Here is a 25,064-nt window from a genome sequence, read left to right on the forward strand (position 1 = left end):
TCCCTCCACCTCCCCGTCCCTTCGCCTTCTCGTCTCTCCGCCTCCCCCATCTCTCCGCCTCCGTCCCCGCATCCGCCAACGTCCCGGAAGAGAAGCACACATGAGTGCACCGCAAGGAAAGGCCGCCAGCCCCTTCAAGCAGCCCAAGGCCGTGTGGGCCGTCGCGTTCGCCTGCGTGATCTCGTTCATGGGCATCGGACTGGTCGACCCGATCCTGCCCGCACTGGCCGACAGCCTGAACGCCACACCCAGCCAGGTCTCCCTGCTCTTCAGCAGCTACCTGATCGTCACCGCGGTCGCCATGCTGATCGTCGGCTGGTTCTCCAGCCGCTTCGGCGCCAAACGCACCCTCGTCATAGGCCTGTCGGTCATCGTCGTCTTCGCGGCGCTGGCCGGCGCCTCCGGATCCATCAACGGCATCGTCGGCTTCCGGGCCGGCTGGGGGCTGGGCAACGCCCTGTTCATCGCCACCTCGCTGGCCGTGATCGTCGCCTCGGCCAGCGGCGGCTTCGGCGGCGCGATCATCCTGTACGAGACGGCACTGGGGCTCGGCATCGCCGTCGGGCCCCTGCTCGGCGGCGAACTGGGAGCCATCAGCTGGCGCGGCCCCTTCTTCGGCGTCGCCGTCCTCATGGCGATCGCGCTCGTGGCCACCATGGCCTTCGTACCCAACCTGCCCAAGCCCGCACGCCCCACCTCCGCGCTCGCCCCGCTCAAGGCGCTGCGCCACCGCGGCCTGCTGACCATGGGCATCATGGCCCTGCTCTACAACTGGGGCTTCTTCACCATGCTCGGCTACGCGCCGTACCCCATGGAGCTGAGCGCCCACGAGCTCGGGCTGGTCTTCACCGGCTGGGGGCTGCTGGTGGCCGCGTTCAGCGTCTTCTTCGCCCCGCGCCTGCAAGCCCGCTGGGGCACGGCACCGGTGCTCTACGCCAACCTGCTCGGCCTCGGCATCGTGATGGCCGTCATCGCCGCCGGGGTCACCACACCGACGACCGTGATCGTGGCGGTCATCGTCAGCGGCGCCTTCATCGGCATCAACAACACGCTCACCACCCAGGCCGTCATGCTCGTCGCCCCCGTCGAGCGGCCCGTCGCCTCCTCGTCCTACGGCTTCCTGCGCTTCATCGGCGGCGGCCTGGCCCCCTACGTCGCCGGCAAGCTCGCCGACGCCACCGACCTGAGCGTCCCCTTCTACCTGGGCGCCGCCACCTTCCTCCTCGCCATCCCGGTCCTGGCCAGCGGCCACCGGCTGCTCCGCCAGGCCGAGGCGCGCCCCGAGGCGGAGGAGCCCGTCACCCCGGCCCTGCGCCCCGTCGGGGACCCGGCGGCCGAGGGCGGCGCTCCCCCGGTCATCGTGGCCGTCGGCGCCCACACGCGGGCCGCCACGATCGTGGACGCCGCCGCCCGGTACGCCGAGCACTCCGGGAGCCCGCTGGAGGTCGTCCACGTGAGGCAGTCCGCCGTCGTCGAGGAGCAGGCCGCCGAGACGGAGGACGCCGACCAGGCACGCGCGGCCGTGACGGCCCACCTGGACCGGCTCGCGGCCGGCGGCGTCCCCGCGACGGGGCAGGTGCTCGACAGCGTCGGCGACCACGCCGCCGCGGGCCGCGCACTGGCCCGGCACGCCGCCGACGTCGGGGCCCGCGCCGTCACGGTCGGCCGCTCACCGCGCGGCGCGCTCGCCCAGTTCGCGGACGGCAGCTTCACCGCCGCGCTCGCCCACGCCGCCGCCTGCGACGTGCTCCTCGTGGACCCCGACGCGGGCCCGCGACCGCTGACCGCGAGCACGCTGCCCGAGCTGCGGAGCGGCACGGCGTGAGCGGTGCCGGCAGGTGAACGCGGCAGGGCTCCCGGGGGCTTCCCCGGGGCCCCTACCGCTTGAGGCGGGGCCCCCGGGGCCCCGCCTCACCCCCGAGGAGAGCCCTGCCAGGGCCGCGGCCTCACTCCCCAGGAGGGGCGTGGGCGCCACGTCCGGGGGGCATGGGCAGCACGCCCCTCAGGGGCGGCGTGGGCATCACGCCCGGGGAGAGGGCCTGGTGCCGGGCTGCCCGTGCGTGGCATCCGGACGCCCGCGCACGGCGTCCGGATGCTCGTGGTGGGAGGCGCCCGCCTCGCCCTGGGCGGAGACGCCGGCCTCGCCGTGGGCGGCGGCATCCGCCTCGCCCTGGGCGGAGACGCCGGCCTCGCCGTGGATGCCGCTGTGTCCGGGACGCGGGCGCAGCAGCACCCAGGCCAGTGCGGCGGCCACCACGAGGAGGGCGGCGCCGGCCAGGCCGGTGAAGCGGATGCCGGCCGCGAAGGCGTGCCTGGCTTCCTCCGCCAGCACCCTGCCGGGCTCGCCGCCCAGCCGTGCGGCAGCCGCCAGCGCGTTGCCGAGCGTCTCGCGTGCGCCCTCCAGCACGCGGTGCGGCACCCCCTCCACCGGGTCGAGGCCCATGCGGTACGCCGAGGTGAGCACGCTGCCCAGCACGGCGACGCCGAGCGCGCCGCCCAGCTCGATGCCCGTCTCGGAGACAGCCGAGGCAGCGCCGGCCCGCTCGGGAGGGACGGTGGAGAGGACCATGTCGTTGGTCAGCGTCATGACGGTGCCCACGCCCAGGCTCACCAGGCAGAAGGCGAGGACCACCACGGCGACCCCGTGCCCCAGGGGCACGGCGGTCATGGCGGCGAACCCGAGCGCGGCGGTGGCCAGCCCCGCGCTGATCAGCTGCCGCAGCCCGGTGCGCCGTGCCGCCGCCGCGGCGAAGAAGCCGGAGGCCACCGACAAGACGGCGCCCGGCAGCAGCATCAGTCCGCCACGCAGGGGCGAGAGCCCCTCGGAGAGCTGGAGGAACTGGGGGATGAAGAAGAGGGATCCGGCCATCACGAAGACGACGAGCATGTTGGTGATGATGGCGGCCGAGAAGTGGCGGATGCGGAAGAGCGAGATGTCGATCAGCGGGTCGGCCAGGGTCCGCTGGCGGCGTACGAACACAGCGCCGAAGGCCAGCCCCACGACCAGGAAGGGCAGGGCTTTCAGCTCGTCGCCGTGGGCGAAGGTCTTGATGGCGTAGACGACGGGCAGCACCGTCAGCAGGGTGAGCGCCGCGCTGGGCAGGTCGAAGCGGCCCGGTGCGGGGTCCTTCGTCTCGGGCACCAGGAGCGGCAGTCCGATGAGGGCGAGCACGACCAGCGGCAGGTTGATCAGGAAGACCGAGCCCCACCAGAAGTGCTCCAGCAGGACACCGCCGACGACGGGCCCGAGCGCTGATCCGGCGCTGAACGCGGAACCCCAGGCGGCGACGGCGACGAGGCGCTGCCGCTGGTCGCGGAACATGCTGCGCAGCAGCGAGAGCGTGGAGGGCATGAGCGTGGCACCGGCGACGCCGAGCAGGACGCGGGCCCCGATCAGGGCCGCGGCGCTGGGGGCGTAGGCGGCGAGCGCGGAGGCCACGCCGAATCCGGCGCAGCCCGCCATCAGCAGCTTGCGCCGCCCGATGCGGTCCCCGAGCGTGCCCATGGTCACCAGCAGTCCGGCGAGGACGAAGGAGTAGATGTCCACGAGCCACAGCAGCTGGGTGCTGGAGGGGGCGAGGTCCTCGCTGAGCGCGGGGACGGCGAAGCCGAGGACGGTGAGGTCGATGGCGATCAGCAGCACGGGCAGGGTGAGGACGACCAGCCCCGCCCACTCGCGCGGTCCGGCCTTCACGGTCGCCTCGTGTGCCATGAGGGATGCGTCTCCGTTCCTGTCAATCGATTTTTGTGTACGGCCGTACATAAAGTCTGTGTACTAGGGTACACAAAATCGTCGCCGGGAACGGAGAGAGGCGGGCTGTGCCGATGGGAGCCAAGCGGGGGCCCGCCGACCCGGAGCGCCGGGAGCGGATCATGGCCGCCACCGAGCGGATCCTGCTGGAGAACGGCATCACGGGGCTCAGCCACCGCACGGTCGCCCGCGAGGCGGACGTGCCCCTCGGCTCGACCACCTACTACTTCGCCACCCTCGACGATCTGCTGGACGCGGCCATCCACCGGCTCAGCGAGCGCTACGCCCGCACCCTGCACGAGTGGGGCGAGGCGCTGGGCGAGGTCTCCCCCGGCGAGCTGGTCGAGGCGCTGGCCGACCTCGTCGTGCGCCAGCTGCGCGACAACCGCGCCGAACTGGTGCTCTCCTTCGAACTGTCCACCGCGGCCATGCGCCGCCCCGAGCTGCGCGACTCGGCGCTGCTCTACGCCGAGACCGAGCGCGAGGTGCTGAGCGCGCACACGGACGAGCAGACCGCACGGGCGCTCTCCCGCGTGCTCGACGGCCTGCTCCTCCAGTCCCTCGCCGCGGCGGCTCCGCCCACCCGCGCCGACATCACGGGCCCGCTCGCGGCGCTGCTCACGCCGTGACGGGGTGCGGGCCGACCCCGACGTCGTGAAAGGCCGGCCCCCGCCGCGCGCGGCGGGGGCCGGCCTTTCACGACGAACAGCCGGTCGACGTCGGACAGCCGGTCGACGACGAACAGCCGGTCGACGTCGGAGTGCCGGTCAGGCTCGGAGTGCCGTCCGGGGTCGGCAGCCGGTCGGGGTCAGCCCGGGCCGCCGCTGCCGAAGGAGCCGCTCTGACCGGGCTCCCACTTCTTGCGGCGAGGCGGCTCGCCGGGGTGGTCCTCACGGTCGCCGGAGTCGTGCACCCCGTCGTGCGGCAGCCTGCGGACGCCGTCCCTGGGCATCTCGTCGGGCTCCCGGTTGCCGACGATCTCGTCGGTCGGCCCTTCCTCGGGCAGGTGCGGCTGGTCCTCGGGCTCCGGCGGCTCGGGCTCGCGGTTCTTCACCCGGATGCCCAGCCAGACCGCCGCGATCAGTGCGCAGACGATCAGCAACCCGATGATCAGGGGCGCGAGGCCCACGAGGTGGTCACGGGCAGCGAGGTCCATGGCCGTCTGGGTGACGTCCGCGTTCATGTGCTCAGCCCCCTTCGGCTCGCGGTGTCATACGACGGGGTTTCCGCACGGGACGAGGGGAAACGTGCTGCGTCCGCTCAACGGGCGAACGGGTGAACCGGGCGGGCGGTGGTGCCCGCCGTCCTACTCGCCCGACACCCCGGGCTGCCGGCCGGTCACGGCGACCATCCCGGGGATCTCGACCAGCTCGGCCACCAGCTCGGGCACGGAACCCTTTCCCGAGACGGCGAGCGTCAGCCGGGTCCGCGGCGTCCGCCCCGCGGCGTCATCCTGCGTGGCCTGGGTCTCCGTGACGGCGAAACCGCGCTCCGTACAGCGGCCGAGCGCGGTGCGCAGCACTCCGCGCCCCTCCTCGTAGGTGAGCAGCAGCCTGCTGGGTTCCACGTCGGGAAGGTGCTCGCCCAGCTTGGTGAAGCCCCACACGGTGAGGAAGTGCAGCGCCACGACGGCCAGTGCCAGCAGCGGCAGCCCGGCGCCGCACGCCATGCCCACGGCCGCGGAGACCCACACGATCGCGGCCGTGGTCAGCCCGCGCACCACGTCCCGCCGTACGAAGATCAGACCGCCGCCCAGGAAGCCCACGCCCGAGACGACCTGGGCGGCGACCCGCGACGGGTCGAACGAGACGTTCTCGGCGTCCATCAGGTCGGTGAAGCCGTACTTGCTCACCAGCATGAACAAGGCGGCGCCGAGCCCCACCAGCGCATGGGTGCGCAACCCCGCGCTCTTGCGTTTGGCCCGCCGCTCCAGGCCGATCAGCGACGTCAGGACGAAGGCCAGGGCCAGGTCCGCGATCTGCGGCCAGCCCTGGCCCAGGGAGGAGGAGAAGGCGTCGTGCATAGGCGAGGTCTAGCAGTTGTCAGTCGGTGGGCAGCAGGGGACCCAGCGGGCCGAGGTCCAAGTTCAGCTCCTCGGGGGTCAGGCCGAAGCGCTCGCGCAGCAGTTCCATGCGGTCCTCCAGGAGCATGAGCGTCATCCCGATGCGCTCCTCCTGGTCCTCGCTCAGGTCGCCGACGTCCACCCGGCGCAGTGCCTGCCGCTCGACAAGCTGCCGCAGCAGCTCGACGATGGTCAGCACCAGCGCCGCGAGGTCGCGCTCCACGGTGTCGGGGTCGAAGTCGAGGCGGCGTGTCGTCACAGGGGGTTCCCTCCCTCCCACGGCGAGGGGACGCGTTCGTTGACGGAGCTGACGAGGGCGCGCAGGTCGATCCGGACCAGGTCCACGTCGGCGATCCCGAGGGTCAGCGAGCCGGCGAGCACCACGCCCGAGCCCAGCAGCCGGTCCAGCAGGTCCACCAGCGCGACCTGCCGCCTGGCCATCGGCCGCTCGCTGTCGACGGCCACAGGACCCGGACCTGGACCTGGGCCCGGGCCCGGCAGCACGGACGGTTCAGCCGACGGCGCCGTCATGGCGACCCTCCGCTTCCCGCTGAGCACCGGTCTGGCCGGACGCGAAGGAGTACGGCGCCCACGGCCCGGTCAGCTCGACACGGACGGCGGGGTCGTGTCCACCCAGCTGTTCGACACGCTCGACGAACTCCTCGGACCGCTCGCGCGGCACCAGATAGGCCGCGTTGAGCAGATTCTGACCCGGGGCCTGGGAGAGCTGCGGGTTCTGCGCCGGGTGGACGCGCACGTCCTCCGCCTGCGCCGCGAGCGCCGCGTGCAGCGTACGGCCGAGCTCCTCGGCCTCCTCCAGGACGTTCTCCCGCGCCGTCACCTCCTGCTTGCGGCGGCGCAGGAAGTCCCGCCCGCTGCTGGGCGCCCCGGCGGCGGCCGGCTCCGGAGCGCGGCGCTGCGCGTAGACCTTCACCCCCCACTCGACGCGGCCCGCCAGCCGCTCCAGGGTCGCCGCGAACGCCTCCCGGCCCTCCTCCAGCGCGCGCCGGACGCCGTCGTCGTCCAGGTAGACGGTCGCCAGGCGCAGCGGAAGCGGACACGTCAGGGCGGTCAGAGCGTCCACGACCCCCTGATGGGCACGTGCCGTCTCCTCCAGCCAGCGCAGGTCCTCCAAGTGGGCGCGCAACGGCTCCTCGGCGAAGTCGGCCTCGGGCACGACGCCGGTCACCGCCACGAGGCCGGCGTGCTCGACGGTGTAGGGCGCCGCGCCGCCGACGCCCCGCAGTTGCGGCGGCAGCGGCCCCGGCAAGGGCGCGGTCACCGCGTAGACGTACCGCAGCTCACCGCTCACGGCCTTCCACCTCCTTGGGCTCGGATTCCCGGGCCTCGTTCTCCCCTGACCCCGGCGTCCTGCCCTCCAGCTCGGCGATGCGCTCCCGCAGCCGTGCGTTCTCCTCGGACAGCTCGCCCCGACGGGCCTTCGAGCTGAGTGCCGGATCGGTCTCCCACCAGTCGATGCCCATCTCCTTGGCCTTGTCGACGGAGGCGACGATGAGCCGGAGTTTGATGGTCAGCAGCTCGATGTCGAGCAGGTTGATGCGGATGTCTCCCGCGATCACCACGCCCTTGTCGAGGACCCGTTCGAGGATGTCGGCGAGGTTCGCGCTGCTGCCGCCCTCGTAGCGTTCGGGCAGCCTGCTCGCCCCGGGCATCGGCGTGCTCACCGGCGCTCACCCGCCGCGGCGTACTCCCCCTCGGACTCCTCCTCGGGCTCCGCCGGCTCCTCCTCGGCGTCCTCGGTCTCCTCCGGCTCCTCCTCGGCGTCCTCGGGTTCCTGCTCGTACGCGTCGGCTTCGGCGTCGTCCTCGGGCTCGCCCTCCTCCGAGGCCTCGTCCTCGGCGTCGTCGGCTACCTCGGCGTCGTCGGCTTCCTCGGCGTCGTCGGCTACCTCGGCGTCGTCGCGAGGCTCCTCGTCGTCTTCGGACTCCTCGTCCGCGTCCTCGACGGCCCCTTCGTCCTCGGCGTCGTCGGCGCCCTCGGCGCCCTCGGCGTCGTCGGCGTCGTCGGCGTCGTCGGCGTCGTCGGCGTTCCCCGCAGCGTCACCGTCCTCGGCCGTCTCGCCGTCCTCGGCGCGCTCCTCCTCGGCGACCGCGTCCTCGTGCGTGACGACGACCTCGCCGTCGCGGATCTCGCCACGCCAGCCGTCGTCGGCCTCACCCTTCATGGCGATGTGGCGGACGTAGTGCTTGAGGTCGAGCCTGGCCCGGCGGCCCTGGGCCCGCCAGATGTTGCCGGTCTTCTCGAAGAGGCCCTTGGGGTAGTACTCGATCAGCAGCACGACGCGGGTGAGGTCGCCGGTCAGCTCGTGGAACGTCACCACGCCCTTCGTGCTGCCCTTGGCGCCCTCGGACGTCCAGGCGATGCGCTGGTCGGGGACCTGCTCCGTGGTCGTGGCCTTCCAGCTCCGGTTGGACCAGAAGACCTTCGCCTTCCAGTCGGAGGTCGTGTCGTCGGCGACCGTGACGTCCTTGACGCCCTTGGTGAAGGAGCTGAAGTCCTGCAGCTGGGTCCACTGGTCGTAGGCGTCTCTTATCGGCACGCCCACGTCCACGTACTCCAGGATGACGACCGGCTTCTGGCCGCCGCTGCCCTTCCGCTTCTTGCCTCCGCCGCCGAACACGCCCTTGATGCCCTCGACGGCCTTGTCCTTGAGGTGGCCGCCGCCCACCTCCACGGCGGTGCGCAGCGGGCCCTTGCCGTCCATGATCTTGCGGCCGCCGTCCAGCGCCAGCTTGCCCAGGCCCGGGCTGTTGCCCTCGGCGACGTCGTTGAGCTTGCCGGTGGCCTGGCCCAGCTTGCGGCCCACCCCGCTCAGCAGCTTCTCCGCCTCCGCCATGGCGAACTCCTTCGCCACCGACTTCAGCCGGTCGGTCGCCGCGGTGTCGAGCCCGCCGAGCAGCTTTCCGCCGCCGTCCTTCGTCTGGTCGTCAGCCACGGCTCCGGCCTCCCTTCGCGCCACTGCTCTTCGCCCGCGTCGACGCCGGCTTGGCGGCCGACGCGGTGCCGGTCCGCTTCGCGGTCGAGGAGCGGGACGACGACCTGGCGGTGCCGGACGAGGACGAGGCCGCCTTCTTGCCCGTCGCCCGTCCCCGCGACTGCTTCGCTGCCGGACGCTCGGCGGCGGACTTCTTCGCCGTACCGGCGGACTTCTTCGCCCTGCCTGCCGACTTCCTCGCACCGCCGGCCGTCTGCTCACCGCTGCCGGCCGAGCGGGAGTCCCTCGGGGCCTCGGACTCGTGCTCCCCGTCGGCGCGCTCGCCGCTCTCCTCCCCGTCCGGCTCCCGCGCATCCGCGTCCTCGGCCTCGTCCCGGCCCCCTGCCCGGCGGCTGCCCGGCAGGGCCTTGCGCGCGGTTTTGGTGGCGGCTCCGGCGGCGTCCTCGCCCGTTTTCCGGGCCGTGTCCCTGGTGGTGGAGGCCGCGTCCCCGGCCGTCTCCTTCGCGCTGTCCGAGGCGCCGGACAGCTGGTCGCGCACATCGAGAGTGCGCTCGTGCAGCCGGTCGGCCAGCGCGTTGACCTGGCGATTGACCAGGGCGCCCGTGGCTGCCTTGCCCGCGCCGCGCAGATCGGTGCGCAACTGGTCGCCCAGCTCCTTGAACTGCGGATTGTTGGAGAGCTGGTCCTTGGCGAAGGTGGCCAGCGCCTGCGGATTGAGCTTGAGCCGCTTGCCCGCCACCATCGTCGCGACACCGAAGGCGAACTTCGCCTTCTTGGTGCGACCGAGGACGTATCCCCCGGCGACGGCCAGCGCCATCGTCAGTCTGCTGTTCATGTCCATGGATTCCTGTTCTCCAGACGCGCGAGAAGTTCGTCCTCGCGCCGGTCGAACTCGGCTTCGTCGATCTCGCCGGCCAGCAGCGCCCGCTCCAGCTCGCGCAGCTCGCGCTGCACGGTGGCGGGGTCGCGGTACTGCCGCTCCGCCTCGTCCCGCACCTGCCGCAGCACCCACGCGGTGCCGCGCAGCGGAGCGGCGGGCAGCAGCAGCAGTTCGCTGATCAGGCCCATACCGGCCGCCGTCAGCCGGCCGCGGGAGCGGTTCCCGCGGCGCCCGCGACGCCGGGCGAGGCGTCGGTCTTCTCGACGAAGCTGTAGGGCGGGAGCGGGCCGTTGACCGTGAGGTCCAGCTGGGGCGCCGAGGTCTGCAACTCCTCCAGCGCCGCGAGTAGTTCGTCGGCGCCTTCCCGCTCGATGAGGAAGGACAGGTTGGTCAGCCAGCCGCCGCTCTCGGGCCCCTCGCTGACCTCGGCGGCCAGCGGCTCCAGCGCCCGCCGCACCAGCGCGGCGTCGGTGGACTCGCGGGCCTGCACGGCGCGGGCGACCTTCTCCCCGAGCTGGAGCTTCTGCTCGTAGGTGCCGCCTCCCGCCGCGCGGTTGGCCTCACTCTCGGCCCGCAGCTCGGGCTGCTCGGCCATGACGACGTGCAGCACCGCTTCCTCGTCGTGGCTGGCCTTGACGTTGTACTCGACCCTGCCCTCGAGCGCGCCGAGCCGCTCGCGGAAGTGCTCGGCGCGCTCCACCAGGACGTCACCGACGGTCTCGTCGTCCTGCGAGAGGCTGCCGAACCGCATCGGCAGTACCGGGCGCTCTGCGCTCGCCTGCGCCAGTACCTGCTGGTGGGCGAGGAGCTCCCTGCGCTTGGGCTTCAGATCGTCGGGGGCGTCGCTCACCAGCGCGACGAGCCCGTCGCGCTCGATCACGCGCACCGGGCGCGGGGGGTCGCCCACGCCGGTGAGGTCCCCGTGGAAGGGCGGAGCCGGCGTCCGGGCGATCCCGTAGACGTAGGTGCTCACTCCCGCTCCTCCTTCCTGCGGGCCGGGGCAGCGCGCCGCTTGGTGCCGCCCCCGCTTTCCTGGGACTCGTCACGCGCCTGCTGGAAGGCGTCGGACACGGTCTGCGCCGCGCCGCTCAGCGCTCCTTTGGTCTTCCCCTTGGCGCCCGACTCGGTCATCTCACCGACCAGGTCCGGCAGTCCGGGGTCCTTGCGCGGGCCTGCCTCCAGGTCGAGCCGGTTGCAGGCCTCGGCGAACTTCAGATACGTGTCGACGCTCGCCACCACGACGCGAACGTCGATCTTGAGGATTTCGATCCCGACGAGGGAAACCCGCACGAACGCGTCGATCACCAGCCCCCGGTCGAGGACGAGCTCCAGTACGTCGTAGAGATTGCCGGTGCCGCCGCCTTGCTGTTGTGTCGGAGCGACAGTCATGAGGACGGAGCCTCCTTCGCTTCTTGGCGTCGCTTGGGGCCGAGCTCGCGGTCAACTGCCGCGTGCGGCCCGCTGCTTGGCGGGCCCGAAGGGTCTCGACGACCGCGGCCGGACCGCAGCGCCGCACCGGGTAGCCCTTGGGCCAAGGGTCAAACCCCGCGTGCTCCGTCGCAGGTCACGGCCCGTTCCACGGCGGTTCCCAGCTCCCGCCGCGCGCGGTGGCCGAGCCGTGCCCGCAGCGGCGCGAAGACCTCTTCCTCGTCGGTGCGCGCCGCGGCACGCACCGCGTCCAGCACCGCGGCGATCTCCCGGTCGGCGGACGGCGAGCCGGGCGTGAGGCCGCACAGCCGCCGCACCGTGGCGTACGTGGCGGACCGCCGCCTCGCCGCCTCGGCGGCGATCCGGTCCCCCTCGGGCAGCACCCGCCGCAGCACGGGGTCGAGTTCCCGCTCCTGGGCGAGGGCGCGCCGCCGGGTCCCGGTGCTCAGCGCCTCGGCGAGGGCGGCACGCCGCTCGGGGTCGTGAGTCGCCTCGTAGGCGGTGACCAGCCGCTCCGTCTCGGCGTGCGCGTCCGCGAGCAGCTCGGTCACCTCAGGGCTGTGCGCCATCTCATCTCCTTGGTCCCCTTCCCTCCCCCGGTGACCGTTTCGCCCCGCGCGGCGTGGGGACCCGGGAGTGCGTCGAACATGGAGGTGATCGTGGTGCAACGAAGCCAGGGCACCAGGCACGACGAGGACGCCCGGGACCAGCGTCACGCTCCCGTGCTCCTCGCACGCACGACGCGCCGCCCGGACGGCCCGATGGGCTACGGGCCGCGTGCTCCGTCCGGGGACCGGGACCCGGAGTCCCACATCTTCCGCGGCGAGGACTGACCTGTTCCGAAGCGAGGACTGACCTGACCGGTCTCCGGGCCTCACCGGTACCCGGCCTGCCCCGGTTCACTCGGCGCACAGCGGGCACCCGCCCGGTTCGCGACGTTCCCCGCACGCGTGGGGAGGGAGGAGAACCGGGATGAGTGAGAGCGCGGGCGGTACGGCCCAGAAGACGGCCGGCAAGCAAGCCCCCGGGAAGAAGACCGGCTCGGCGGGCTCTGGCGCGCGGCGGGACACCGCGCGCGAACAGCCCACCGCAACAGCCGAGCCCCGCGAGCAGCCCACGGTCGAGGCCAAGGCGCCCAGCACGGCCCAGGTGCTGCGCTCCGCACGGGAAGCCATCGAGGAGCTGACCGGGCTGGAGGCGGAGACGGTCTCCTCGGTCGTCAGAGGCGAGGACGGGGGGTGGACGCTGCACGTGGAGGTCGTCGAGCTGCGTAAGATCCCGGACAGCGTGAGCATGCTCGGCTCCTACGAGATGACGCTGGACCCCGACGGGGAACTGACCGGATACCGCAGGCTCCGCCGCTACGAGCGCGGCAAGGCGGACCCCCGGTGACGCCCCGGGCCCGCAGCCCGACGCACCCACCCCGCAGGCGGACCCGTAGCCGCCTCGCGGGGCAGCCGTCCGCTGAGCTGACGTCTCAGGACACCTGGATGGCGAGGATCGTCGCGTCGTCCTCCGCCTCGGCGCCCAGCAGGTGGGCGACCAGGCGCTCCGCCGCCGACTCGGCGAGCCTCCCTCGGGCCATCCCCGTACGCACGGCCTCCAAGAGGGCGGCGGCACCGGTCTCCAGGTCGCTGCCGCGGCGCTCGATGACGCCGTCCGTATAGAGGAGAAGCAGGTCACCGGAGTGCAGTTGGGCGGTGTTGGTCGTGTAGGCCGTGTCCGCCACCACGCCCAGCATCATGCCGTGCTCGCCCTGGAGCAGCCGCGGCTCGCCGTCCCGGACCAGGATCGGTGCGGGGTGTCCCGCGCTGGCCCAGCGGAAGGCACGGGCCTCGGGGTACAGGTGCCCGACCACGCAGGTGGCGGTGGTGTCCAGGTTGCCGTAGTAGTCGTTGTAGACGACCTCCCCCAGCGCCCACGCCAGCTGCGCCGCGTCCCCGCCGGTGTAGGCCAGCCCGGCGAGCGCGGAACGCTGCTGCACGGCCCGGCTGGCCGCCTCCACCCCGTGCCCCGAGGCGTCTCCGACGGCCAGCAGTACCCGGCCGTCGGGGAGTTCCCGGCACTTGTACCAGTCGCCGCCCACGCCCGAGTCGGACGGCACATAGGCGGAGCTGACCGAGATCCACGGCGGAGTGAGCGCCTCCAGCGGCGGGACGAGGGCCCTGCGGAACGTCTCGGAGACCCGTCGCTCGGCGGCAGCCTCCTGCCGCAGCCGCTCGGTCTCGACGAGCGCCTGGCGCAGCTGCTCCTCCTGCCCGGTGATGTTGCGCGCGGCGAACAGCAGGGACTCGGGCACTTCGGCGCCCTCCGGCTGGGCGTGCCCCACCCAGCGGATGCGCCGCCGGGAACCGTCCACGTGGACGGTCAGCTCGCGGTCGGGCACCTCGCCACCGCGCAGCAGGGCACGCATGTCGGCCACGAACCCGGGCAGGTCCGCCGGATCGATCTTCCGTCCGACGGTGAAGAGATCGACGGCGACGTCCTTGGCCGAGGCGACCGTGCGCGCCGCCCCCTCCACCCCGTGCACGCCCTCCAGGGTGACGCCCTCCGGCGGCGGCGCCCGCAGCCCCAGCAGCTCGCGCAACCCGTGCGACCAGCGGATGCGGCCGCTGATCAGATCCCATTCGGCCCACCCCATCCGGCCCCCCTCCTGGATGCGGCGGCTGAGCCGGGCCTCGCCCACCGGCTCCCAGTTCGTCAGCAGCAGCCCGAGCCCGGGCAGCACGGTGACGGTGCCGCGCAGCCTGGCTCGCTGGAGTACCCCGTCCACGACGTCCACGTAGTCGACGGTGTCGCTGGAGACGGGCGTGCCCCTGTCCAGGGCCGCGCGGTAGACGTCGTACATCCCGCTGGTGCGCACGCCGGGCCGGGTCTCGGACAGACGCTTGCCCAGGAAGTCGAACGAGCCGCGTTCCACACCGCTGAGCTCGAAGTGGTTGGCCCCGACGACGATGAAGTCGCGCACCGTCCCGTCCGGCGCGACGTCGGGACGCAGCACTGTGGAGCTGCCCCGCAGGACGCCCAGCACCGCGGGTATCCAGGACGGCAGGCCCGGCAGTACCGCCACGTCGCTGGGCGGCGCCTTCTCGGCGCCGTCGGGCGCGAACGGGCTCGGCGGGGCCGCCGCCCGCTCGACGCGGTCCTGGGCCCGCTCGGCGGTGATCCGGGCGCGTGCCCGGTGCCGTGCCCGCGCGACCGTGCGCAACGCGAGCCGGTGCAGCTCGGCGAGAGCGTCCTCGGAAGTGCGGTCAGACGAGAGGTCCATATGTCGGCATTGTGCGCCCGCCCCCGCCGCCGTGCCGGGTGGGAGACGGCCGGTTCCGCCGAGCGGGTCCCGCCTGACGTCCACTGCCTTAGAGTCGGACAGCATGACGGCAGACGAAGGGCCGGTGCGGGTCGACAGCTGGATCTGGTCCGTGCGGCTGACGAAGACCCGCTCCCAGGCGGCGACCGCGGCGCGCGGCGGACACGTCAAGGTCAACGGTGAGCGGGTGAAGGCGGCGCACGCCGTCAAGGTCGGGGACGAGGTGCGGGTGCGGCACGCCGGGCGCGAACGCGTCGTGGTCGTCAGACGCCTGCTCAGGAAGCGGGTCGGTGCCCCCGTGGCTGCGGAGGCCTACGTCGACAACTCTCCCCCTCCGCCGCCCGTCACCGAGATCCCCGTGGTCGCCCGCCGCGAGCGCGGCGCCGGGCGTCCCACCAAACGCGACCGACGCGAACTGGACCGCCTCCGCCAGCCCCGCTGACGCGGGACGCCTGCGCGGCGCGCCTGCGCGGAGTGCCTGTGCGGCGGGCACGGGACGTCTGCGCGGAGTGCCTGTGCGGCGGGCACGGGACGTCTGCGCGGCGGGCCTGCGCGGCGGGCACGGGACGACTGCGCGGAGTGCCTGCGCGGCGGGCACGGGACGACTGCGCGGAGTGCCTGCGCGGCGGACAGGTCGGAGCCGCGCGGCGGGCCGCGCGGCAGACGCCGCGCGGGGCCCGGGCGTCTACGGTGCGGGGTCTGCCGGCAGGTGGCCGGCGCCGGGAGCGGGGGCCACCTCCCTGAGCCGCTCGGCGAGCACCGCCGCCTGCACCCGCCGCCCCACGCCGAGCTTGCCCAGTATCGCCGAGATCCGGTTCTTCACGGTCTTCTCCGCGAGGAAGAGCCGCTCACCGATCTGCCGGTTGGTCAGCCCCTCGCCCACCAGAGCCAGCACCTCCCGCTCACGCGGTGTGAGCCGCGCCAGCTCGGCCGGGACGGCCCGGCCCTCAGCCCCCTGGCCCGGCGCCGCGGCCCGCGCCGTGACCCGCGCCCGCGTGGCCGGGTCGATGAGCGAGCTGCCGGACGCCACCGTCCGGATCGCGCTCACCAGGTCCGCGCCCCTGATCTGCTTGAGCACGTACCCGGCGGCGCCCGCCATGACGGCGTCGAACAGCGCCTCGTCGTCGTCGAACGAGGTCAGCATGAGGCAGACCAGGTCGGGGGTCAGCGCCCGCAGCTCGCGGCAGACCTCGATCCCCCCGTGGTCGCCGCTCCCCTCACCGGTCTTTCCGCCGGGCCTCCCGCCGCTGCCCAGCCGCACGTCGAGCACGGCCACGTCGGGTCTCAGCGCGGGGAGACGGGCCAGCGCCTGAGCCGCGTCGCAGGCCTCGCCGACGACGCTGAGGTCGTCCTCCGCCTCCAGGAGGTCACGCAGCCCGCGCCGCACCACCTCGTGGTCGTCGAGCAGAAACACACGGACAGGGGCGGCGGGGCGGGCGGACACCTCGCCCCGGCTGTCGGAACCCGGCACTGGACCTCCTCGGAACGCCCCCAGCCTGCGGCATGGTCCGCCCCGTGAGTAGGGGCCGTTCGGCACCCGGGGGCACGGCGGCCCGGCTCGCGGGCCACGGCTCAGGCGCCGCGCGGCAGATCCCGCGGCTCGGGGCGGCTGGGTGACCCCCCGGCCGCACCCCTTAGAGTGCGGCCTATGACGGAGCACCCCCGGCGGAGCAGGAGCATCCGCCCGCTGGCGGGTGTCCTGGCAGCGATGGCGGTCTCCCTGACCGGGACGCGGATATCGGCCATCGCGCTCCCCTGGTTCGTGCTGGTGACGACGGGCAGCACGGCGCAGACCGGCCTCGTGTCGCTCTGCGAGCTGGCTCCGTACGTCCTCGTCAAGGCCTTCACCGGGCCGCTCGTGGACCTCGTGGGGCCCCGGACGGTGTCGTGGATCACCGATGTGGTCAGCGCGGCGGCGGTCACCGCGGTGGCGGCGCTGCACCTCGTGGACGTGCTCTCGTTCTGGCTGCTGCTGCTCCTGGTCGCGGTGATCGGCGCGGCACGGGGGCCTGGCGACCTGTCCAAGGAGATCATGGTCCCGCAGGCCGCGGCGCGCGCCCGGGTGCCGCTGGAACGTGCGGCGGGCCTCGCCGGGGTGACCGAACGGCTGGCCTCCACCGTCGGCCCCGCGGCGGGCGGTGCGGTGGTGGCGCTGCTCGGCGCGCCCACCGCGCTGATCGCCATCGCGGTCTGCTTCGCCTCGGGTTCCCTCGTCGTCGTCGTGGCGCTGCCGCACCGCGGACGTCCGGCGGCGGACGGGGAGGCCGCACCGGCGTCGCCGTCCGGCCCCGGCCCCGGTCCCGGCCCCGGCTACTGGCAGCGCATGGGCGAGGGGTTCCGCTTTCTGCGCGGCGATCCGCTGCTGCTCACCGTCATCGTCATGGTGGGCGTGACCAATCTGCTGGACGCGGCGTTCAACTCGCTGCTGGTCCCGGTCTGGGCGCGCGAGTCGGGCCACGGGCCCGAGGCGATGGGACTGGCCAACAGCTCGCTGGGGCTCGCGGCGGTCGCCGGGAGCCTCGTCGCGGCGGCCGTGGGGCACCGGATGCCGCGCCGTGTGGTGTTCTTCGCCGGGTTCCTGCTCGCGGGCGCGCCGCGCTTCGTGATCCTGGCCGTGGACGTGCCGCTGTGGGTGGTGCCCGCCGTCTTCGCGCTCAGCGGGTTCGGCGCGGGTTTCATCAACCCGATACTGGGGGCCGTCAACTTCGAGCGGGTGCCCGACGGGCTGCGGGGCCGGGTCAACGCCCTGGGCGACTCGCTGGCCTGGGCCGGTATCCCCCTGGGCGGCCTGCTCGCCGGCGCGGCCGTGGCGTCCTTCGGGCTGGCCCCGGTGCTGCTCGCGGGCGGCGCCGCCTACTTCCTGACGACCAACCTGACCGGGCTGCGGCCCGAGTGGCGCCGGATGGACCAGGACCGCAGGGCCCCGGACCTTCCCGCCCCGCGGCAGCGCGGCCCGGCAGACCCGGCGGATCCGGTCACCCCGGCGGGCCCGGTCACCCCGGCGGGTCCAGCGATCCCGGTGGCCCCGATGACTCCGGCGGGTCCGGCGGGTCCGGCGACCCCGGCGGACCTGGTGACTCCGGCAGCCCCAGCGGACCCAGCGGGCCCGGCGACCCCAGCAGCCCCAGTCGACGGTGAGCGGACCGGACCGGCCCCGGCGGGCGGGCCGCAGCAGCCCTCGTCTGATGAAGAAAAGCGCGCCTCCACGGGCAAGGGCCGGCACGAGCCCACCGGCGGTAGCGAACACGCCCCCGCGGGCGGTGGTGAGCACGCTCCGTCGGACGTACGGAGCGCGGAACGTCCGGCGCCCTGAGGTCGGTTGGCCCGTAGACTGCCGTTCTCGGGGCTCGCGGCCTTTACGGGGGCCCGGCTGTCGTACCGTCGCACGGAGGCGCGCATGGCGGAGGCTGCCAGAGACGACGGGCAGCACCATCAAGGCCGGGGACGACTGCCCCACTTCGGGCTGGCCGAGTTGCTGGACGAGCTCCAGACCCGTCTGGATGCCGCCCGCACCACCCAGGACCGGATGCACAGCCTGCTGGAAGCCGTCCTGAGTGTGGGCCGGGAGCTGGATCTGGCGCAGGTGCTGCGCCGCATCGTCGAGGCGGCGCTGGCCCTGACGAACGCGCGGTACGGGGCGCTGGGCGTCATCGGCGAGGGGCAGCGCCTGGTGACGTTCCTGCCGGTGGGGATCGGCGAGGAGGAGGCCGCGCGGATCGGGCCGCTGCCCTCCGGGCACGGGGTGCTGGGCGAGCTGATCCGCGATCCCGAACCGCTGCGGCTGCCCGATCTGACCGCGCACCCGGCCAGCCACGGCTTCCCCGCGCACCATCCGCCGATGCGCACGTTTTTGGGGGTGCCGGTGCGGGTGCGCGACGAGGTCTTCGGCAACCTGTACCTGACGGAGAAGCGGGGCGGCGCTCAGTTCGACGCCGACGACGAGGCCGTCGTCACCACTCTGGCGGTCGCCGCGGGGGTGGCCGTGGACAACGCGCGGCTGTACGCGGAGAGCCGGCGCCGCGAACGGTGTCTTGAGGCGCTCGGGGAGATCACCAGGCTGCTGCTGAGCGGCGCCCCCTCCAGCGAGGTGCTGCGGCTGATCGCCTGGCGGGCGCTGGATGTCGCACAGTCCGACTCGGCGTGCGTGCTGTTACCGGACGCCGCGGGGTCCGCGGACGGTGCGGACGGGCTGCGGGTGGTGGTGGCGGTCGGTGCGCTCGCCGAGGAGCAGACCGGGGTGGTGGTGCCCTACGACGAGACGCTCTCGGGACTGGCGGCGCGCACCGGCGAGTCGGCCGTGTCGGCGGACGTGGACGCCGACCCGCGCACCCACGCCTTCCCCGGCGGGCGCAGCGCGCACGGCCCCGTCGTCGCCGTACCGCTGCTGGCGCAGAAGCACGCGCCGGGCGCACTGCGGTTGAGCCGGCTGAAGGGGCGGGAGCCGTTCGACACCACGGAGGTGGAGCTGCTGTCGGACTTCGCGGCGCAGGCGGCGCTCGCGCTGGAGATGGCGCAGCACCGCGCCGAGTCCGAGCAGCTGGCGCTGCTGCACGACCGCGACCGGATCGCCCGCGACCTGCACGACCTGGCCATCCAGCGGCTGTTCGCGACCGGGATGACACTGCAGAGCGCGGGCCGGCTCATCGACCGGCCGCAGGCGGCCGAGCGGGTGAGCCGCGCCGTGGACGACCTCGACGAGACCATCAAGATCATCCGTTCGACCATCTTCGCGCTGCGCACCTCGGGCGAGGGGCCGCAGGACGCGCACACCAGCCTGCGCCGGACCCTGGTGAAGGCCGTCAGCGACGCCGCGGACCGGCTCGGTTTCCCGCCCGCGCTGCGCATGGAGGGCCCCGTCGACACGAACGTGCCGGCCGAGGCGGCAGCCCACGTGAGCGCGGTGCTGGCGGAGGCCCTGAGCAACATCGTCCGTCACGCGCGGGCCCGCCAGGTGGACGTGGCGCTGTCCGTGGGTGCCGGCATCGCGCTGACGGTCACCGACGACGGTGTCGGCCTCGGTGACGCGCCCCGCACCGGCGGGCTGGCCAACATGCGCTCGCGGGCCGCACTTCTGGGCGGCACTCTGACGGTCTCGGACGGTTCCGCCTCAGCGGCCGGGCCCGGCACCCGCCTGGTATGGGAGGTTCCCCGGCCGCGCGAGACCGAGTAGGCCCAGGATCCGGGGTCCCCGGCCGCGCGAGACCGAGTAGGCCCAGGATCCGGGACCCCTGCCACGCGAGGCCGAGCAGCCGGGCCGCCGGGCGCCCACCCGGGCGGCAATGCCCACGAGCACGCATGCCGGCCCCGTGGCCAGGGGACCCGGCACGCATGACGAAGCTCGGTCTGCCCGACGGTATCCGCGCGTGCCTGTTCGACCTCGACGGTGTCCTCACCAAGACCGCCGTCGTGCACGCCGCCGCGTGGAAGGAGATGTTCGACGCCTATCTGCGCGGGCGCGACGGGCCGGGCTTCGCGGCCTTCGACCCGGTGGCGGACTACGACGCCTACGTGGACGGGCGCCCGCGGGCCGACGGCGTCCGCACCTTCCTCGCCTCGCGCGGGATCGAGCTGCCGGAGGGGGCACCCGACGACCCGCCCGAGCGGGAGACCGTGGCGGGGCTGGGCAACCGCAAGAACGCGCTGCTGCTGGAGAAGATCCGCCAGGACGGCGTCGAGGCGTACGACGGCTCCGTGCGGTATCTGCACGCGGTGCGCGCGGCGGGGCTGCTGACCGCCGTCGTCTCCTCCAGCGCCAACTGCCAGGACGTCCTCGCCGCGGTCGGCATCGAGGACCAGTTCGACGTGCGGATCGACGGTGTGGTGGCGCGGGAGCGCCGGCTGCCCGGCAAGCCCCACCCCGACACCTTCCTCACCGCCGCGCACGACCTGGCCGTGGAGCCGGGCGCATCGGCCGTCTTCGAGGACGCGCTGGCGGGCATGGACGCGGGCCGGGCGGGCCACTTCGGGTACGTCGTCGGCGTCGACCGCACGGGCCAGGCCGAGGCGCTGCGCGCCCACGGCGCCGACACCGTCGTGACGGACCTGCGGGCGCTGACGGACGCCCCCGAGACCCGCCCGCGCCCCGACGACGAGGAGGACGCCAGGTGATCAGCCACTCCTGCTTCGCGGTACAGCCCTGGACGCTGCACGAGAACGAGCTCCACCTGGACATCCTGCCGCAGAGCGAGTCCGTCTTCGCCCTCTCCAACGGGCACATCGGGTGGCGCGGCAACCTCGACGAGGGCGAGCCGCACGGGCTGCCCGGCACCTACCTCAACGGGGTGCACGAGCTGCACCCGCTGCCGTACGCGGAAGCCGGCTACGGCTATCCCGAGTCGGGCCAGACCGTCATCAACGTCACCAACGGCAAGATCATGCGGCTGCTCGTCAACGACGAGCCCTTCGACGTGCGCTACGGCAGGCTCCGCTCCCACGAACGGACCCTGGACCTGCGCTCGGGGCTGCTGCGCCGGGTCTGCGAGTGGACCTCACCCGCGGGGTGCACCGTGCGGGTGACCTCTACCCGGCTGGTCTCCTTCACCCAGCGCGCCATCGCGGCGGTCGCCTACGAGGTGGAACCGCTGGAGTCGGACGTCCGCGTCGTCGTGCAGTCGGAACTGGTCGCCAACGAGCAACTGCCCCACAAGAGCGGCGGCGACCCGCGCGTGGCCGCGGCGCTGGAGGACGTGCTCACACCGGAGGAGAACTTCGCCTCCGACATGCGGCTGCGCCTGGTGCACCGCACCGAGACCAGCGGGCTGCGGGTCGGCTCCGCGGCGGACCACGTGGTGCACGGCCCCGAAGGCACCAGCACCGGTGCCGAGAGCGGGGAGAACGTCGCCCGGCTCACCGTCACCTCGCAGCTGAGCCCCGGGCAGCCGCTGCGCGTCGAGAAGCTGGTCTCCTACGGCTGGTCCGGGGTGCGTTCGCTGCCCGCCGTCCGCGACCAGGTGGACGCGGCCCTCGCCGGCGCCCGCACCGCGGGCTGGCAGGGCCTGGTGGAGGCGCAGCGCGCCTACCTCGACGACTTCTGGTCGCGCGCGGACGTCGAGGTGGACGGCGACGCCGAGATCCAGCAGGCGGTCCGCTTCGCGCTCTTCCACGTGCTCCAGGCCGGGGCGCGGGCCGAGAAGCGCGCCATCCCCTCCAAGGGGCTGACCGGCTCGGGATACGACGGCCACACCTTCTGGGACGGCGAGTCGTTCGTGCTGCCCGTCCTCACCTACACCTCGCCGTCCGCGGTCGCCGAGGCGCTGCGCTGGCGTCAGGAGACGCTGCCCGCGGCCCGCGCGCGGGCGCGCCAGTTGGGCCTGCGCGGCGCCACCTTCCCCTGGCGGACGATCGACGGCTCGGAGTGCTCGGCGTACTGGCCGGCCGGCACCGCCGCCTTCCACGTCAACGCCGACATCGCGGAGGCCGTGGTGCGGTACGTCGCCGCCAGCGGCGACACCGACTTCGAGCGGGAGACGGGGGTGGAGATCCTGATCGAGACGGCGCGGCTGTGGCACTCGCTGGGCCACCACGACCACCACGGCACCTTCCACTTCGACGGGGTGACGGGGCCCGACGAGTACAGCGCCGTCACGGACGACAACCTGTACACCAACCTGATGGCCCAGTCGAACCTGCGGGCGGCGGCCGACGCCGTGGAGCGCTACGGCGAACAGGCGGCGGCCCTCGGCGTCGACGACGAGGAGGCCGCCGCGTGGCGGGACGCGGCCGACGCCGTGGCCATACCGTTCAACGAGGCCCTGGGGGTGCACGAGCAGTCGGCGGGTTTCACCGGGCACCAGATGTGGGACTTCGCCTCCACCCGCCCCGACCAGTACCCGCTGCTGCTGCACTTCCCCTACTTCGACCTCTACCGCAAGCAGGTCGTCAAACAGGCCGACCTGGTGCTGGCCATGTACAAGCGCGGCGACGCCTTCGACACCGCGCAGAAGGAAGCGAACTTCGCCTACTACGAGCAGATGACGGTCCGCGACTCGTCGCTGTCCGCCTGCTGCCAGGCGGTGATGGCCGCCGAGGTCGGGCAGCTCCAACTCGCCTACGACTACACGGGCGAGGCGGCGCTGATGGACCTGGAAGACCTGGAGAACAACACCCGCGACGGGCTGCACATCGCCTCGCTCGCCGGCACGTGGATCGCGCTGGTGGCCGGCTTCGGCGGCATGCGGCACAGCGACGGCACGCTCGACTTCTCCCCCACGCTGCCGGACCAGCTGCGCCGGCTCGCCTTCGCGGTGGAGATCCTCGGCCGCCGGCTCGGGGTGGAGATCGAGAGCACGTCGGTGACCTACACGCTGCTGGAAGGCGAGCCCCTGCGCCTGCTGCACTGCGGCGAGCCGTTCACGCTGACGGCCGGCTCACCGAGCACCCACCGCCTGCACAGCCACCCGCCCGGCCCCCGGCCTGAACAGCCCAAGGGCCGGCGGCCGGCCCGCCGCCACTGACCCGCCACCGACCCGCTGCCGACCGGTGGCCCGGTCCTGCCTCACCGGTCCTGCTGCCCGCCGGCGGCCTGGTCCAGGCGGAAGGCCTCGTTGCCCTGGCCGATGCGGGCGAAGGTGTGCGGGGCACGGGCCCGCAGTACCAGGCCGACGGTCAGGCCGACGACGGCCGCCGCGCCGATGATGCCGGGCAGCACCCGGCCCAGGGTGGAGCCCGCGTCGGCGCCCACCAGCACGTCGAAGTCCTTGACGGCGTAGACGAAGACGAAGCCGAGGCCGACGGCGGCCAGCGCCGAGCAGACCAGCCGTCCCGCCTGCGCCCCGGCGGAGCCGCGCCGGGCGAAGAAGACGATGACGGCGAGAGAGGTGACGGTCATCAGCAGGATGACGCCGAGTGCGCCGACGTTGCCCATCCAGGTGAACAGGTGGAGGACCGGCGCGGTCGGGTCGCCGTGCGGCTTGTCGTCGGCGGCGACGAAGGCGGCGACGACCACGGCGGACACCAGCGTCTGGAGCAGCGATCCGAGCGCGGGCGCCCCGGTGCCCGCGGAGGCCCGGCCCACCGCGCGCGGCAGCAGTCCCTCGCGCCCCATGGCGAACGCGTAGCGCGCCACGACGTTGTGGAAGGCGAGCATGCAGCCGAAGGCGCCGGTGACGAAGAAGACGTGCAGCACGTCGGTGAAGACGGTGCCGAGCCGGGGCTCGGCGAGGGTGAAGATGAGTCCGGAACTCTCCTCGCGCGCGGCGGCCACCACCCCGTCGGGCCCGGTGGCGACGCTGATGAGCCAGGCGGTCAGCGCGTAGAAGACGGCGATGATGCCGACGGCCAGGAACATCACGCGGCGCACGACGGTCTGCGGCCGGTCGGTCTCCTCCGCGTAGACGGGCGCCTGTTCGAAGCCGAGGAACGCGGCGACGGTGAAGCACAGGGCCGTGCCAAGACCGGCGCCGGTGAGCGTGTCCGGGTCGAAGGCGTGCAGGGAGAGGCCCTGCGGCCCGGGGTCGGCGGCGTAGGCGACGTCGATGACGAGGACCAGCAGCACCTCGCAGATCAGCACGACGCCCACGACCTTCGCGTTCAGGTCGATCTTGCGGGCGCCCAGCACCCCGGTCACCACGAGCGCGACCAGCGCCGGGATCCACCAGGCGACGCCCACCCCGAAGAACTTCTCCAGCAGCCCGGCGACCTCGAAGCCGAAGATGCCGTAGACCCCGACCTGGAGCGCGCTGTAGGCGACGAGCGCCACGTAGGAGGCGCCCGCGCCGGCGAGCCCGCCGAGCCCCCGGGCGATGTAGGCGTAGAACGCGCCCGCGTTGTGCACGTGGCGGCTCATCTCGGCGTACCCGATGCCGAACAGCGCCATGATGACGCCGAGGATGACGAAGAGCAGCGGCAGGCCCACGACGCCCATGACGGCGTAGGTGGTGGCCATCACCCCCGCGACGGTCATCAAGGGGGCGGTCGCGGCCAGGACGGACAGCAGCAGCCCCGTCGTGCCCAGCCGACCGGCCCGCAAGGACGCCTGGTCCTGGCCTCGGTAGGTGCTGATCTCCTGACTGCTGCCACTCGGCCGGCTGCCCGTGAGCATGGCGGGGATTCCTTCCAGGACGTCCTGTGGTGCTCGGGTGGGGGGTGCGTGCGGGGGAGGGTGCAGGTCTCTCAGGCGGCTCCCAGGGCCGTACGGTGCGCGGCGCGGAACGCCTTGTGGGGCTCGCGGCCCGAGAACGCCCACGGCTCGCGCGTCGGGTGGGGGCCGATCCGCTGGAAGAGCGCGGCGGCCTCGGCCATCCTCCCCTCGTGGAACTTGGCGTATGCCAGGTGGTTGAGGTCGATGAGGCGGCGCGGGTTGCGGTCCTCGGCGCCCCACTCCAGCCACCAGTTGAAGGCGGCCTTGACGATGCGCTGCGGGTGGCGTCCCTGCCAGTGCCCGGCCGTGGTCGGATCGGGCGGGACCTCGCCCCGGGCTGCCAGGACGCGGAAGCGCTGCGCGTGGGCGGTGACGGGCAGCAGGGCGAGCGGCGAGTCGGCGGGCGCGCGTTCGGCGGCCTGGGCGGCGAAGTCGTAGACGCCGCGGCCCTCCTCGGCCAGCGCGGCGGCCATCAGATGGTGCCCGTGGTGGTGCTCGGGGTGGCGCGCGTACAACTCGCCGAAGGGGTGGTGGCAGTCGCGCGGAGTGGCGGTCCCGCGGAACAGCAGGAGCAGCGCGAGCCAGGGGGTGGGGTCCTGGGG

General features: G+C 73.6%; 24 protein-coding genes and 2 pseudogenes. 9 read left to right on the top strand and 17 right to left on the bottom strand.

Going from position 1 to position 25,064, the window contains the following annotated elements; translation table 11 throughout:
- The first annotated feature begins 100 nt into the window (after positions 1-100).
- Positions 101-1,825, top strand: a complete 1,725-nt coding sequence (locus AB8Z75_RS12940; RefSeq protein WP_369201633.1) for an MFS transporter — start codon at positions 101-103, stop codon at positions 1,823-1,825.
- Between the two features lie 195 nt (positions 1,826-2,020).
- Here AB8Z75_RS12940 and AB8Z75_RS12945 read toward each other — a convergent pair whose 3' ends face one another.
- Complete coding sequence (locus AB8Z75_RS12945; RefSeq protein WP_369201634.1) at positions 2,021-3,712, bottom strand: MFS transporter; 1,692 nt, start codon at positions 3,710-3,712, stop codon at positions 2,021-2,023.
- 113 nt (positions 3,713-3,825) lie between these two features.
- Here AB8Z75_RS12945 and AB8Z75_RS12950 point away from each other — a divergent pair, with 113 nt between their 5' ends.
- Positions 3,826-4,380, top strand: coding sequence for a TetR/AcrR family transcriptional regulator (locus tag AB8Z75_RS12950; RefSeq protein ID WP_369201635.1), 555 nt, complete (start codon positions 3,826-3,828; stop codon positions 4,378-4,380).
- A 179-nt stretch (positions 4,381-4,559) separates the two neighbouring features.
- Here the strand turns inward: AB8Z75_RS12950 and AB8Z75_RS12955 are convergent, their stop codons facing one another.
- The 12 genes from AB8Z75_RS12955 to AB8Z75_RS13010 all read right to left on the bottom strand — a co-directional run bounded on the left by AB8Z75_RS12955 (position 4,560) and on the right by AB8Z75_RS13010 (position 11,646).
- On the bottom strand, positions 4,560-4,934 hold the full coding sequence (locus tag AB8Z75_RS12955) for a DUF6479 family protein (RefSeq protein ID WP_369201636.1): 375 nt from the start codon (positions 4,932-4,934) through the stop codon (positions 4,560-4,562).
- Between the two features lie 123 nt (positions 4,935-5,057).
- Positions 5,058-5,774, bottom strand: a complete 717-nt coding sequence (locus AB8Z75_RS12960) for an MgtC/SapB family protein (protein ID WP_369201637.1) — start codon at positions 5,772-5,774, stop codon at positions 5,058-5,060.
- A 19-nt stretch (positions 5,775-5,793) separates the two neighbouring features.
- Positions 5,794-6,072: a gas vesicle protein K gene (locus AB8Z75_RS12965; protein ID WP_114013570.1), complete on the bottom strand. Its 279-nt coding sequence runs from the start codon at positions 6,070-6,072 to the stop codon at positions 5,794-5,796.
- The gene (locus AB8Z75_RS12970) at positions 6,069-6,254 is read right to left on the bottom strand and encodes a gas vesicle protein (RefSeq protein WP_342774896.1); all 186 of its coding nucleotides are present in this window, start codon (positions 6,252-6,254) and stop codon (positions 6,069-6,071) included. Before AB8Z75_RS12970 ends, AB8Z75_RS12965 begins: the two co-directional genes overlap by 4 nt.
- A gap of 70 nt (positions 6,255-6,324) precedes the next feature.
- A complete protein-coding gene (locus tag AB8Z75_RS12975) occupies positions 6,325-7,125 on the bottom strand; it encodes a GvpL/GvpF family gas vesicle protein (RefSeq protein ID WP_369201638.1) in 801 nt (266 codons plus the stop codon).
- A complete protein-coding gene (locus tag AB8Z75_RS12980) occupies positions 7,115-7,486 on the bottom strand; it encodes a gas vesicle protein (protein ID WP_369201651.1) in 372 nt (123 codons plus the stop codon). The genes AB8Z75_RS12975 and AB8Z75_RS12980 overlap by 11 nt, the downstream gene beginning before the upstream one ends.
- Positions 7,487-7,494: 8 nt before the next feature.
- A complete protein-coding gene (locus AB8Z75_RS12985) occupies positions 7,495-8,670 on the bottom strand; it encodes an SRPBCC family protein (protein ID WP_369201652.1) in 1,176 nt (391 codons plus the stop codon).
- A 91-nt stretch (positions 8,671-8,761) separates the two neighbouring features.
- Positions 8,762-9,604, bottom strand: a complete 843-nt coding sequence (locus AB8Z75_RS12990) for a DNA primase (RefSeq protein ID WP_369201639.1) — start codon at positions 9,602-9,604, stop codon at positions 8,762-8,764.
- Complete coding sequence (locus tag AB8Z75_RS12995; protein ID WP_027737327.1) at positions 9,601-9,837, bottom strand: gas vesicle protein GvpG; 237 nt, start codon at positions 9,835-9,837, stop codon at positions 9,601-9,603. Before AB8Z75_RS12995 ends, AB8Z75_RS12990 begins: the two co-directional genes overlap by 4 nt.
- Positions 9,838-9,848: 11 nt before the next feature.
- Entirely contained in the window at positions 9,849-10,622 is a 774-nt protein-coding gene (locus AB8Z75_RS13000; RefSeq protein ID WP_369201640.1) for a GvpL/GvpF family gas vesicle protein, read from the bottom strand.
- Positions 10,619-11,038 (bottom strand): gas vesicle structural protein GvpA, encoded by a 420-nt coding sequence (locus tag AB8Z75_RS13005; RefSeq protein ID WP_369201641.1) that lies wholly within the window; start codon positions 11,036-11,038, stop codon positions 10,619-10,621. Before AB8Z75_RS13005 ends, AB8Z75_RS13000 begins: the two co-directional genes overlap by 4 nt.
- Before the next feature lie 149 nt (positions 11,039-11,187).
- Entirely contained in the window at positions 11,188-11,646 is a 459-nt protein-coding gene (locus tag AB8Z75_RS13010) for a hypothetical protein (protein WP_369201642.1), read from the bottom strand.
- Positions 11,647-11,736: 90 nt separating this feature from the next.
- On the opposite strand from AB8Z75_RS13010, the gene AB8Z75_RS13015 reads away from it, so the two are divergent.
- Entirely contained in the window at positions 11,737-11,910 is a 174-nt protein-coding gene (locus AB8Z75_RS13015; RefSeq protein ID WP_242750119.1) for a hypothetical protein, read from the top strand.
- Between the two features lie 139 nt (positions 11,911-12,049).
- Positions 12,050-12,469, top strand: a complete 420-nt coding sequence (locus AB8Z75_RS13020) for a gas vesicle protein (protein ID WP_369201643.1) — start codon at positions 12,050-12,052, stop codon at positions 12,467-12,469.
- An 85-nt stretch (positions 12,470-12,554) separates the two neighbouring features.
- Here the strand turns inward: AB8Z75_RS13020 and AB8Z75_RS13025 are convergent, their stop codons facing one another.
- Positions 12,555-14,345, bottom strand: a complete 1,791-nt coding sequence (locus AB8Z75_RS13025) for a PP2C family protein-serine/threonine phosphatase (RefSeq protein ID WP_369201644.1) — start codon at positions 14,343-14,345, stop codon at positions 12,555-12,557.
- A 103-nt stretch (positions 14,346-14,448) separates the two neighbouring features.
- Between AB8Z75_RS13025 and AB8Z75_RS13030 the strand changes: the two genes are divergently transcribed.
- Complete coding sequence (locus AB8Z75_RS13030) at positions 14,449-14,826, top strand: RNA-binding S4 domain-containing protein (RefSeq protein ID WP_369201645.1); 378 nt, start codon at positions 14,449-14,451, stop codon at positions 14,824-14,826.
- A gap of 243 nt (positions 14,827-15,069) precedes the next feature.
- Here AB8Z75_RS13030 and AB8Z75_RS13035 read toward each other — a convergent pair whose 3' ends face one another.
- A complete protein-coding gene (locus AB8Z75_RS13035) occupies positions 15,070-15,855 on the bottom strand; it encodes a response regulator (protein ID WP_369201646.1) in 786 nt (261 codons plus the stop codon).
- 177 nt (positions 15,856-16,032) lie between these two features.
- Between AB8Z75_RS13035 and AB8Z75_RS13040 the strand changes: the two are divergent.
- From AB8Z75_RS13040 to AB8Z75_RS13055, 4 genes and pseudogenes are all read left to right on the top strand, one after another.
- Positions 16,033-17,301 (top strand): annotated as a pseudogene (locus AB8Z75_RS13040) (MFS transporter); the annotation flags it as partial.
- Positions 17,302-17,781: 480 nt separating this feature from the next.
- Entirely contained in the window at positions 17,782-19,554 is a 1,773-nt protein-coding gene (locus AB8Z75_RS13045) for a GAF domain-containing protein (protein ID WP_369201647.1), read from the top strand.
- Positions 19,555-19,712: 158 nt separating this feature from the next.
- Positions 19,713-20,492, top strand: coding sequence for an HAD family hydrolase (locus AB8Z75_RS13050; protein ID WP_369201648.1), 780 nt, complete (start codon positions 19,713-19,715; stop codon positions 20,490-20,492).
- Positions 20,489-22,837: a glycoside hydrolase family 65 protein gene (locus AB8Z75_RS13055; RefSeq protein WP_369201649.1), complete on the top strand. Its 2,349-nt coding sequence runs from the start codon at positions 20,489-20,491 to the stop codon at positions 22,835-22,837. The genes AB8Z75_RS13050 and AB8Z75_RS13055 overlap by 4 nt, the downstream gene beginning before the upstream one ends.
- Before the next feature lie 41 nt (positions 22,838-22,878).
- On the opposite strand, the gene AB8Z75_RS13060 is transcribed toward AB8Z75_RS13055, so the two are convergent.
- Together AB8Z75_RS13060 and AB8Z75_RS13065 are read right to left on the bottom strand one after the other, a co-directional pair.
- The gene (locus AB8Z75_RS13060) at positions 22,879-24,423 is read right to left on the bottom strand and encodes an APC family permease (protein WP_369201650.1); all 1,545 of its coding nucleotides are present in this window, start codon (positions 24,421-24,423) and stop codon (positions 22,879-22,881) included.
- 71 nt (positions 24,424-24,494) lie between these two features.
- Positions 24,495-25,064, bottom strand: a pseudogene (locus tag AB8Z75_RS13065) (hypothetical protein); the annotation flags it as partial.

This window comes from Streptomyces sp. PU-14G, assembly GCF_041028275.1.
GTDB lineage: Bacteria > Actinomycetota > Actinomycetes > Streptomycetales > Streptomycetaceae > Streptomyces.